Source organism: Pseudoalteromonas sp. 5Ae-yellow (genome assembly GCF_014077565.1).
In the GTDB taxonomy this organism is placed as follows: Bacteria; Pseudomonadota; Gammaproteobacteria; order Enterobacterales; family Alteromonadaceae; genus Pseudoalteromonas.
The window spans coordinates 18,896-30,177 of record NZ_JACGWD010000058.1; the positions used below are offsets into that span (position 1 = coordinate 18,896).

The window sequence follows — 11,282 nt, forward strand, 5'->3', positions numbered from 1 at the left end:
CAGCTAATTTATGCCATTATCAAAAAGCCTATAACAGCTAATGCCGCAGCAATTAGCGTGTAAGGCAATTGTGTAACAGCATGGCTCATTAAATTACAACCAGAACCTTGCGCTGCGAGTACGGTTGAATCTGAGTAAAAACACGCTTGACTACCAAAAGAAGAAGCCGATAATAGCGCACCAATCACTAGTGGTATGTTTGCATCAACCGCATTTGCCAGTGGCATAACAATGGGAATTGATACAGCAAAAATACCCCAGCTAGACCCCGTTGCAAACGCTAAAATAGCCATTGAAATAAATACCACGGCAGGTAAGTATGCAGCGGTCATATAAGGGCTTAAGCTGCCAATAACAAACTGAGGCAAACCAATTAAGTCGCATACATCTTTAAATATAAACGCAGCTATAACAGTACCAATCGCGGGGATCATACTTTTAAAGCCATCAAGCATGCGCTCAATCATTTCACTTACGCTCATTAATTTTTGTAGCGCATAAAATGGGAGAGTGACCGCCATTGTTGCTAATAAGCCTTTATATACGTCTATTTCAAAGTAAACAGTAAATGCGACTAGTAAAATAATAGGTACTAAAAAGTTACGTAATTTACCTTTAGGGTCGGCATCTTCAAAGTTTTCTTCAGCTGCTTTTACTGCGTACTCATCTGCTGTTTGAACGTTATTGTATTGAGCTGGATCGACTTGAGCTTGCTCAATTTGTGCCATTTTTTCTGCTTTTTTCATTGGACCAATCGCAGGAATAACACCCAGCACAACAAGTAAAACAACAAGCACTGCAAACCACGCGTAAAACATGTACGGAATAGCTTGAATATAAACAGCAATCCCTTTGCCTTCTTCAGCAATACCGTTATCTACGAGTAAACCACCAAAAAATACCGCCCAGGTAGATAAAGGGACAAGCACACAAATTGGTGCAGCTGTTGAGTCAACAACGTATGCTAGCATTTCACGGCTAACTTTAAATTTATCGGTAATGCGTTTCATGGTTTCACCCACGGTAAGCGCATTTAAGTAGTCATCAATAAAAATAACCACACCTAAACAAAAGGTCATGAACAAAGATGAACGCTTACCTTTGGTGTACTTAAGGGCTAGCTTGCCAAAAGCTGATGCGCCACCTGTGCGCACTAACAGTGCGATTAAAGCGCCAAAACCACCACATACAAGTATTAGCCAGCCGATGGTTTCGTCTGTCATTACTTTTAGCGATGTACTCGCAAAGTTAGTAAGTACCTGTGCAGGATCGGCTATAACTAAACCAACTAAAGCACCAATAAGTAAAGATAAAATAGGGCGGCGTAATACAACAGCCAATACAACCACCACTAACGGTGGTAGTAAACTCAACGCAGAAGGTTCAAGCATTTAAGTATTCACAAAATTAAAAGCATGCATAAAAATTAAATTAATTTTCAAGCTGCTTATACAAAAACAAAGAAGATGATAAGTTTGTTGTTAAATCATTTTCCAAGTCACTGCTTTTGTACGCGTGGGAGGGACACATAAAAAGTTATGTTAAATAGCTGTTTAAGTGAAACGCGTTGGCTTTGGCGCCAGACGGTGCAAGGAGTGCAAACCGCTATTGTTGTGCCTGTAAAAACATCGGCGCAAAAATAATCTGCTTTTTAATTTCAGTCAACAAAAAGTTACATGCTAAACAAAGTTTTTTAGAGAAACTTACATTGAACGCCGTACTTAAAACAAATCGTCTGTTGTTACGCCATGCAAATGAGGTTGATGCAGCGGTTTTACTTAAGCTAGTTAATCAGGCTAGTTTTATAAAGCACATTGGCGATAAAGCAATTTATAGCCTTGATGATGCCAAGTCGTATATTATAGGGCCTGTTTATCTTTCGAGGTTAAATTTGCAGCAGTATGTTTGGTATTTAGGCAAGGCAGAGCCTATGTAGTGTGGTTATTCCCCATAAATAGGCGATAACACAGCATAAATGCCAAACATGCGCTGCCCGAAGGGTTCTACCCAGGGGCAATTAACTCTTTGTTGCTCGGTTTTTACTTAGCCCACTAGGTTACAAACCTCACGCCGCGATTAAATCGCCCCTAGATTGAACAAATTTTAATCCTGAAAGGTCAACAGGCCCTAGTCATTTATTGCTTCTCATAAATACCAAGGCTTTGGGCCTTACGTTATTACTTTGCATAATGCTGTAATGGTTGGCGTTGTTGGGTTTTATAAGCGCGCCGCGTTACTGCAACCTGATTTAGGTTTTGCACTTGTAAGCGGTTTTGAAAAAAAGGGTTATGTTTTTGAAGCTGCCAGCGCACTTTTGCAACATAAGCATGAATTTGGAATTACAAAACTGTGTGCAATAACATCACCAGATAATAGGGCATCGCAGAATGTGTTGTTAAAATTGGGCTTTAAAATAAAGGGCAAGGCGGTTATCAATGATGATAAAACCGCCGTAATTATATTTTCACTTAATGATTAAAGTCTTGCTTGTTCTATTTGTTTTGCAACATTTAGGTTTATATTTAGCCATGTTGCTTCAAGCGTTGAAACTAAACCGTCGTATCCATCATCATCTATAGGTACTAGGTTTGAAAAATTATGAATACTTATAAGACGTCGGCCTGTTTCAGGGTGTGTGTAATATAAACGCCAAAGCCCTGAAATATCAGCGTTACCTTGCATATCGCCATTAAAGTGGTGAATTTCGTATTCAAGCTCATAAAACGTTTGTTGATCAAGTTCAGTAATGACCGGTAAGCCTTTTATTACCATCCAGTTGGGCATAGCATTAAAAAGTGTTTGCTGGGCTGTTGCAGTAAGCATTACATCCGGCGATTCGCCCCACAGGTTGTAATTTGCAGCATGAATTTGGTTGCTATCTATTTTCATCGCAATGCCCAAATTATTTAAAGCGCCTCTAAGTACAACAGTTTGTATTCTTAGTTGCGCATCTGTATCTGCAACGTTTCGAGACGATGCACCTATAGGCTGCTCAAACTGGTAATACTGTGTCGCAGTTTGTATTGATGAACTACAACCTGCCAATAGTAATAATAAACTTGCAGTTAAAAATAACGATTTCATTATTGCTTCCTTGGTTTTGGATCTGCTGGTAATGATTTATCAAAAATTAGCATATTAGGTTGCTCGTTTAATCCGCGAGTTAGAGGCTGTAGGCCCTCACTTAAACGTTTAAACTCTTTTAATGTTTGCTGTATTTGATGATGAAGTTCAGAACCGGCTTGGTAACTGGCCATGGTTTTATCAAATTGGCGCATAGTGACTTCAAACTGCTCCATACTTTTTGTCATCTTTTCGAAGTTACGATTAAAGTCGCCCGGTAGGTTTTGTGTATCTTTTTGGCTTAGCAGCTCTCGCATTTCATTAGCAAGCGCTCGGTAATCGGTAAATGTGGCTTGCATTTGTGCCAAGCTATCTTCAACTTTTAAGTTATTTACTTTATTAAGTACGTCAGAGACTTGGTCTGCTAATACGGTTATGCCGCTAGAAATACTCGGAAAAACATAATACTGCACAAGTTTACCTAGGTGCGCTTCTGGCGCGTCGGGGTATATGTCAAAATCTACATACACAGCACCCGTTAATAAATTACCGGGCTTTAACGAGGCGCGCATACCACTTTCAATCCAGCCCTTTAAACTGCCTTGCCAATACTCTTTTGCTGAAGCACTGTCGTGATACAAGCGTCCGTATTCTACTTTTATAAGCACTGGAACCGCCGTATTATGGTTTCTAAAGTGGGCAGGTTTACCGTCAATAATTACATTGGCAGGGGTTTCAACAACAGTACCTACACGCATACCTCTGTACTCGACAGGTGCACCTGTGCGTAGTCCTCGAACTGATTGTTCAAATTCAATTAGGTAGTAATCAAAATCATAAAAGCGCTCTTCTAACGCCTCTTTATAGCTTTGGCTTAATGAAAAGCTATGCCCATCTTGTGCTATTTCACCCGGGGCCTGTTGTTCAGGTAAACCAACCGAAATACCGCCTTTTAATAGTTTGCTTAAAGAGCCTGTATTAATATTGATGCCATCGGCAGATAGGTCAATTTCAATTCCTGCGTTTACCCAAAAAATAGAGTTCATGGTGATCAGATTTTGATAAGGGGCTTTAATAAATACGCCGTACTTCATTGCTTGGTTTTCCCAATCAAAAGTGGCGGTTTCTATTTGCCCTATTTTATAATTTTTGAAGAATATACCGGTGCTTACATCAAGTACTTCAGCGTTGTAACTCATTAATTTAAAACGACCACCTTTCACATCTTTACCAATGAGGGCTGGTTCATCTTGTAACTTAAAACGCTCTTTTAGTTCTTTACTTTCACCTGGTGAAAACTCTAAATATACACCAGACAATAACGTACTCATCCCGCTAATACCTGTTTCATCAATGCGTGGTTTCACGACCCAAATTTTGGCATCGTCAGTCAGTAGCTCGTTGTAATTTTTATCTATTTGCGCGCGAGCAATTACGCTGTCTTGCGTGTCGGATAGCCGAACATGATCAATTTGACCTATTTTTACACTGCGCACTTTTATTTCAGTCTTACCTGCAATAATACCTTCTGCTTGTGGCATTTCGATAAAAATAGTAGGGCCTTTATTAGCTTGATATTGGTATAACATCCACATGCCCACTAACAGCGCAATTGCCGGAATGATCCAGATAGCGGAAATTTTCGGTTCTTTTGTTATTTCGGCGGTTTCGGTCATGCTTTGTTCTCTGATTTTTTGTTTTTAGGGGAATCCCACAATAAGCGTGGGTCAAAGGCATGGGCAGCCATCATTTGGCATATTACCATAACTGTAAAAAATACAATGCCTAATCCTGGCGTTACTGACATTAAATTACCCAGTTGAACTAAGGCCACTAAAATAGCAACCACGAATACATCTATCATCGACCATTTACCAATAAACTCAGTCAGTTGATAAATTCGGGTGTAACTTTTTGTATGTTTATTGGCAGGCCTTGTAACCATAAAGCATAAAAAGCTCAATACAAATGCCTTAGCAAGCGGTACAACCACACTGGCTAAAAATATAATAGCGGCAATAGGGTAGGAGCCACTGTTCCAAAGAGTAATAACACCACCAATTAAAGTTGAAGGTGATTCATCCCCAAGGCTAGTGGTGTGCATAATAGGTAAAACATTAGCTGGAATATAACAAACAACAGAAGTAATTAGCCAAGCTGCTGCTTTTTGTACGCTATAAGGGTTTCTGACGTGTGTTTTTGTATGGCAACGCTGGCAAATATTACTGGTACATAGTTGATGGCACACATGGCAGGCTTTAATATTTTCATCTATTGCACGTTTAGCATGCTCTGCGCCTTCGAGTACTTTTACAGGCTTTATTTGAGCCCATAAGCGTGGGCGATTTAAGTGAACAAGTGCAGCTATGTATAAAATAACAAACCCCACATAAGCCCAAAAACTCGTGCCGAAGCTAATATCAGCCAGCGACATGATTTTAACCATACTAACAAGTACGCCAATTAAAAATATTTCCGACATAATCCAAGGCTCTAACGCCAAAGTGAACTTTAGTAGTCGCCTTGCTATGCCCTCTGGTAATGTTTTTAAAAGCCCAAGATGCAAAGGAATTAAAATAAGAAGCAAACCCATGGGCAGGGCAATAATGCTCAAATCAATAAATAAGCCAAGCAGCTCACTATCATAATTAAATAAAATTCGAGCCGCGTCGGGTAGTGTAATAGTTTGAGTTATACCGCTACTACTAAATGAAATAAAAGGGTAAAACATACTGCTGAGCAGCATTAATAGTGCGCTAAAGCTTAGTGCAACTATGCGACTGTCGTGATTAACATCGGCTTCGCAAAGTTTATGGTGACAATGTGGGCATATCGCCATTTGTTTTGCGATTATGCGAGGTATATCTATGATCAGATCACAACAGGGGCAGACAGTTTGCAATTTAATACCAAGCAAGAAGAATATTTCTTCAATTTTGCTATATTTAATACATTAATACAACGCGTTCTGCCATCAAGCTGCTCGTTATATAAAGGAAGCGTGTGAAATATTATTTGTACTGCATATTAATGTGGCTCTTTATTTGTTCGCATAATGCTGTGGCAATTAATAAAGAGCGAGAAGTAATTATCGCCGCGAGCGCATCAATTCCGTCCTATGTTTTTGCAAAAACAGACTCGGGTATACACCTAGGTTTAATTAAAGCCGCGTTAAAGGCTAATGGATTTGCCAATATTAATGTGCAATATATGTCTAATAAACGCGCTGAGCATCAATTGCATAATAAAGGAGTAGATATACTTTTAAATTATGCAGGAGGAAGTAGTCCTGGTATTTACTCAAGTAAACCGGTACTTAGTTATGAAAATGTAGCCATTACACTCAAGCGAAATAAATATAATATTGATAAAATAGAAGGCATGTTTAATAAAAACGTTCTTGCTTTTCAAAATGCAACTGCATATCTGCCTTCTATATTTAAAAGTAATGTTAAACACTTTAGCTCATATCAAGAGGTTATTAATCAAAAAGCGCAAGTAGATAAGCTGTTAAAAGGTTGGGTGGATGTAATTGTGTTAGACAAGCGTATTTTTTACTATTACTACAATCAACATAAATCACCCGAAGCTGTGCAAATTTACACTTTATTTCCAAAAGCAGAGCGACCTGCTTATTTTAATAACCTCTCTTTAGCTACTGAGTTTGATATTGGTTTGGCGCTCATCAAGCAAAACGGTACTTATAAAAGAATTGTTGATGAAGGCCAAACCCATTCATCAATCAAATAACGCCACTGTTTGACGTGTAAGCGCTATTAGCTCACCGGATTGTGACCATATACAGCCATCTTCTAAACCATAGCCATCTTTTGAATGATGAGTGATTGCTTCAAAGCCAAGCCATTCTCCAGGTGTTAAGTTTGGCTCTTGTACAAACTCTAAATACCATGACATGCTACTAGCTGGAGCGGGTTGTTTAAACATTTGTAATAACGTAGGTGGCCATGCATCTGTTAATGCAATTACATGCGCTTCAGTTATTTGTTCGGGCGTATGTTTAAAGCGCATCCAGCCCCCTAAGTGAGAAGTTTCTGCGCTGCTAAATGGCATGGCACCTTGTTGAGGGCATAAATCAACATGTTGAAAAAATTCAGGCATCTGGCCTTTAATAAAAGGTAGAGTATGGCGCTCGTCTACCGGCTTTAAACCCAAAGATTTCGAAACAGGCACATTAATATCCGACTCTCTACTTTTAGCAAAACACGCTTGTACAATTACACACACTTGTTCATTTTGAATGGCTTTGGCGAGTACCTGTGTGCTGCTTTTACCTTGTCGTAATATTTCTACCGATAACGAAAAAGGAGTATCAGCTAGTAATGGCCCTACAAAATTTGTACTGAGTGAGAGTAGGCGACGGTCATTAGATACTTTTCCTCTGATAGCTTGATACAACAGTGCGGCTGAGAGCCCACCAAAAGCAGTTCTGCCTTGGCACCAGTTTTCTGGAAATTGCATTGTGCTAGTTAATTGTTCGGTATTGTCTGAACTTCCAATTTTTGCAGCTTGGAGAAGTAATTGTTCAAAATGCATGAAGATGTCCTTTTATAGTGCGATTTAATAAATTTATAACACAACCAAACTAGTCAGACCAGTAATTAAAAACGTCTCTGGCGGTGCAAAAATCACCATTCCTTACAATTATTAGGGTTATTTTGTAAATAAATCACAAAAAATGGATTTTTTTTCATTTTTACAGTTGAAATAAGTTTGGCGCATCCCTATTTACTATGTCATCGAACGTATTAACGAATATTGAAGTTGGAGAAGTTTCATGGGTAAAATTATTGGAATCGATTTAGGTACTACAAACTCTTGTGTTGCAGTACTTGATGGTGGCAAAGCACGTGTTATTGAAAACGCGGAAGGCGATCGCACAACCCCGTCTATTATTGCTTACACGCAAGACGGAGAAACTTTAGTAGGTCAATCTGCTAAACGTCAAGCGGTTACTAACCCGACAAATACATTATTTGCAATTAAGCGTTTAATTGGTCGTCGTTTTGAAGACGAAGAAGTTCAACGTGATATCGGCATCATGCCGTTCAAAATTATTAAAGCTGATAACGGCGATGCATGGGTAGAAGCGGGTGGCGAAAAACGCGCTGCACCACAAATTTCTGCTGAAGTACTGAAAAAAATGAAGAAAACAGCTGAAGACTTCTTAGGTGAAGAAGTAACTGAAGCCGTAATCACAGTACCTGCATACTTTAACGATTCACAACGCCAAGCTACTAAAGATGCTGGTCGTATTGCGGGTCTTGAAGTTAAACGTATTATTAATGAGCCAACTGCTGCGGCACTTGCTTACGGTATGGATAAAAACCGTGGCGAAAACATCGTTGCAGTATATGACTTAGGTGGCGGTACTTTCGATTTATCAATCATTGAAATTGATGAAGTTGAAGGCGAGCACACTTTTGAAGTACTTGCTACAAACGGTGATACTCACTTAGGTGGTGAAGATTTCGATAACCGTGTAATCAACTACTTAGTAGCTGAATTCAAGAAAGATCAAGGTTTAGACTTAAAAACTGATCCTCTTGCAATGCAACGTGTTAAAGAAGCTGCTGAAAAAGCAAAAATTGAACTTTCATCTGCACAATCAACTGAAGTAAACCTTCCGTATGTAACTGCTGATGCATCTGGTCCTAAGCACATGAACGTGAAACTAACACGTGCTAAGCTTGAATCACTAGTTGAAGATTTAGTAACTAAATCTCTAGAGCCACTTAAACGTGCACTTGCTGATGCTGATTTATCAGTAAGCGACATCAACGATATTATTCTTGTTGGTGGCCAAACACGTATGCCTTTAGTACAAAAAACAGTTGCTGATTTCTTCGGTAAAGAACCACGTAAAGACGTAAACCCTGATGAAGCAGTTGCAGTAGGCGCAGCGATTCAAGGTGGTGTACTTGCTGGTGACGTCAAAGATGTACTATTACTAGACGTTTCTCCATTATCTCTTGGTATTGAGACAATGGGTTCAGTAATGACAGCATTGATTGAGAAAAACACGACGATTCCTACTAAGAAATCGCAAACATTCTCAACAGCTGAAGATAACCAATCTGCTGTAACAATTCACGTGTTACAAGGTGAGCGTAAACGTTCAAGCGACAATAAATCTCTAGGTCAATTTAACCTAGAAGGTATTCGCCCAGCACAACGTGGTACACCGCAAATCGAAGTAACATTCGATGTTGATGCCGATGGTATCTTACATGTATCTGCAAAAGATAAAGATACAGGTAAAGAGCAAAAAATCACAATTCAAGCATCTTCAGGCCTAAGCGATGAAGAAGTTGAAAAAATGGTTCGTGATGCAGAAGCACATGCTGAAGACGATAAAAAGTTTGAAGAACTTGTAGCTGCTCGTAACCAAGCTGATGCTCTAGTACACGGTACTCGTAAGCAAATTGAAGAAGCTGGCGATGCATTACCAAGCGAAGACAAAGAAGCGATTGAAGCGGCTGTTGTAGATTTAGAAGCTGCTATTAAGAGCGACAACAAAGAAGAGATTGAAGCTAAAACTCAAGCTCTTGCTGAAAAGTCTCAAAAACTAATGGAAATTGCACAAGCGAAAGCACAGCAAGGTTCAGCAGATGCAGGCGAGCAACAGCAATCAGCTAAGCAAGACGACGACGTTGTTGATGCAGAGTTCGAAGAAGTGAAAGACGACAAGTAATTGTTGCTAACGCTTCTCGCTAGCCAAAAACACTTAACTCAATCGAGTGTTTAGGTTAGGATGAACAATTGAGGCGCGCGAGCAATAGCTTGTCGCGCCTTTTGCATGTATTTAAGGTTTAAAAATTCAATGATAAATCGATGCGATTTATCGGTTTATCCAGCAGCTCACGCTGCAAACAGAAAAGAGTAGTGTGATAGATATGTCAAAACGCGATTATTACGAAGCCCTCGGCGTAAGCAAAGATGCGAGTGAGCGAGACATAAAAAAAGCGTATAAACGCTTAGCGATGAAATATCATCCAGATCGTACCGCAGGCGATAAAGAGCTTGAAACTAAATTTAAAGAAGTTAAAGAAGCTTACGAGATTTTAACCGATCCTCAAAAACGCCAAATGTATGACCAACATGGTCACGCGGCATTTGAGCAAGGCGGTGGCGGTGGTCATGGCGGCTTTGGTGGCGGTCATGGCGATTTTGGTGATGTATTTGGTGACGTATTTGGCGATATTTTTGGTGGCGGCGGTGGTCGACGTCAATCTCGTCAACAACGTGGTTCTGACTTACGTTACAACATGGACTTGAGCTTAGAAGAAGCGGTTCGTGGTAAAGAAGTTGAAATTAAAGTGCCAACATGGGTGGGTTGTGAGCCGTGTGATGGCAGTGGTGCTAAAGCAGGTTCAAAGCCTAAAACATGTACTACATGTCATGGTGCTGGCCAGGTACAAATGCGCCAAGGTTTCTTTGCTGTTCAGCAAACGTGTCCAACGTGTCAGGGACAAGGTCAGATTATTTCAGACCCTTGTAACAAATGTCATGGTCAGGGCCGCGTAGAAAAAACTAAAACGCTTTCAGTTAAAATTCCAGCTGGCGTTGATACAGGAGACCGTATCCGCTTAACTGGTGAAGGTGAAGCCGGAATGCACGGCGCGCCATCTGGCGACTTGTACGTGCAAGTATCTGTTCGCGAACATGAAATATTTGTACGTGAAGCAAATAATTTATACTGTGAAGTACCAATTAGCTTTACAACAGCAGGTCTTGGTGGCGAAATTCAGGTGCCTACACTTGATGGTCGTGCAAAACTTAAAATACCTTCTGAAACGCAAACGGGCAAAATGTTCCGTATGCGTGGCAAAGGCGTTAAGTCTGTTCGAAGTGGTGCCCAAGGCGATCTAATTTGTAAGGTAGTAATCGAAACGCCAGTTAATCTTAACGAGCGTCAACGTGAACTACTGCAAGAGTTAGATGAAAGTATGGGTACAGATAGCTCGAAAAATCGTCCTAAAGAGCAAGGCTTTTTTGACGGTGTTAAAAAGTTTTTTGATGATTTAACTAAGTAAATTATTATTAATAATGAAACGGCGCTTTTTAGCGTCGTTTTTTTTGTTTGCCCAGCGAAGCTGGCAAACCCGATAGGCTGAAAGATGCCTTATTACCCTGACTAAGGGGAAGATAATCTGAATGGCAAGGGCGTCACTGGCCAACGGTGGGGTCTGAAGGAAGCC

10 protein-coding genes are annotated in these 11,282 nt (G+C 40.1%); 5 read left to right on the forward strand and 5 right to left on the reverse strand.

The genetic code is table 11. From position 1 onward, the window contains the following. Positions 1-8 precede the first annotated feature (8 nt). Positions 9-1,391 carry a Na+/H+ antiporter NhaC family protein gene (locus H4J63_RS14840; RefSeq protein WP_182197311.1) on the reverse strand — a complete coding sequence of 461 codons (1,383 nt, stop codon included), beginning with the start codon at positions 1,389-1,391 and terminating at the stop codon, positions 9-11. A 317-nt stretch (positions 1,392-1,708) separates the two neighbouring features. Between H4J63_RS14840 and H4J63_RS20350 the strand changes: the two genes are divergently transcribed. Then, complete coding sequence (locus H4J63_RS20350; protein ID WP_409072679.1) at positions 1,709-1,936, forward strand: hypothetical protein; 228 nt, start codon at positions 1,709-1,711, stop codon at positions 1,934-1,936. A gap of 201 nt (positions 1,937-2,137) precedes the next feature. Then, the gene (locus H4J63_RS14850; protein ID WP_310734720.1) at positions 2,138-2,479 is read left to right on the forward strand and encodes a GNAT family N-acetyltransferase; all 342 of its coding nucleotides are present in this window, start codon (positions 2,138-2,140) and stop codon (positions 2,477-2,479) included. Here the strand turns inward: H4J63_RS14850 and H4J63_RS14855 are convergent. From H4J63_RS14855 to H4J63_RS14865, 3 genes are read right to left on the reverse strand one after another with little or no spacing between them, the layout of a single operon-like run. After that, entirely contained in the window at positions 2,476-3,084 is a 609-nt protein-coding gene (locus H4J63_RS14855) for a PqiC family protein (RefSeq protein WP_039488488.1), read from the reverse strand. The two genes, H4J63_RS14850 and H4J63_RS14855, sit on opposite strands and share 4 nt — an antisense overlap. Continuing rightward, complete coding sequence (gene pqiB / locus H4J63_RS14860) at positions 3,084-4,739, reverse strand: intermembrane transport protein PqiB (RefSeq protein ID WP_182197312.1); 1,656 nt, start codon at positions 4,737-4,739, stop codon at positions 3,084-3,086. Before pqiB ends, H4J63_RS14855 begins: the two co-directional genes overlap by 1 nt. After that, complete coding sequence (locus tag H4J63_RS14865) at positions 4,736-5,902, reverse strand: paraquat-inducible protein A (RefSeq protein WP_259365697.1); 1,167 nt, start codon at positions 5,900-5,902, stop codon at positions 4,736-4,738. Before H4J63_RS14865 ends, pqiB begins: the two co-directional genes overlap by 4 nt. Before the next feature lie 164 nt (positions 5,903-6,066). Between H4J63_RS14865 and H4J63_RS14870 the strand changes: the two genes are divergently transcribed. Further along, the gene (locus H4J63_RS14870) at positions 6,067-6,813 is read left to right on the forward strand and encodes an ABC transporter substrate-binding protein (RefSeq protein WP_182197316.1); all 747 of its coding nucleotides are present in this window, start codon (positions 6,067-6,069) and stop codon (positions 6,811-6,813) included. On the opposite strand, the gene H4J63_RS14875 is transcribed toward H4J63_RS14870, so the two are convergent. Continuing rightward, entirely contained in the window at positions 6,802-7,617 is an 816-nt protein-coding gene (locus H4J63_RS14875) for a thioesterase family protein (protein WP_182197318.1), read from the reverse strand. The genes H4J63_RS14870 and H4J63_RS14875 overlap by 12 nt on opposite strands. Positions 7,618-7,858: 241 nt before the next feature. Between H4J63_RS14875 and dnaK the strand changes: the two genes are divergently transcribed. Further along, entirely contained in the window at positions 7,859-9,775 is a 1,917-nt protein-coding gene (gene dnaK / locus H4J63_RS14880; protein WP_002959064.1) for a molecular chaperone DnaK, read from the forward strand. Positions 9,776-9,977: 202 nt separating this feature from the next. Beyond that, complete coding sequence (dnaJ, locus tag H4J63_RS14885) at positions 9,978-11,117, forward strand: molecular chaperone DnaJ (protein WP_002959065.1); 1,140 nt, start codon at positions 9,978-9,980, stop codon at positions 11,115-11,117. Positions 11,118-11,282: the final 165 nt, after the last annotated feature.

What these genes read in the sequence shown, in the direction of transcription:
- H4J63_RS14840 (WP_182197311.1), bottom strand. Translation starts at nt 1,391, where the DNA reads ATGCTTGAACCTTCTGCGTTGAGTTTACTACCACCGTTAGTGGTGGTT.
- H4J63_RS14855 (WP_039488488.1), bottom strand. Translation starts at nt 3,084, where the DNA reads ATGAAATCGTTATTTTTAACTGCAAGTTTATTATTACTATTGGCAGGT.
- pqiB (WP_182197312.1), bottom strand. Translation starts at nt 4,739, where the DNA reads ATGACCGAAACCGCCGAAATAACAAAAGAACCGAAAATTTCCGCTATC.
- H4J63_RS14865 (WP_259365697.1), bottom strand. Translation starts at nt 5,902, where the DNA reads ATGGCGATATGCCCACATTGTCACCATAAACTTTGCGAAGCCGATGTT.
- H4J63_RS14875 (WP_182197318.1), bottom strand. Translation starts at nt 7,617, where the DNA reads ATGCATTTTGAACAATTACTTCTCCAAGCTGCAAAAATTGGAAGTTCA.
- dnaK (WP_002959064.1), top strand. Translation starts at nt 7,859, where the DNA reads ATGGGTAAAATTATTGGAATCGATTTAGGTACTACAAACTCTTGTGTT.
- dnaJ (WP_002959065.1), top strand. Translation starts at nt 9,978, where the DNA reads ATGTCAAAACGCGATTATTACGAAGCCCTCGGCGTAAGCAAAGATGCG.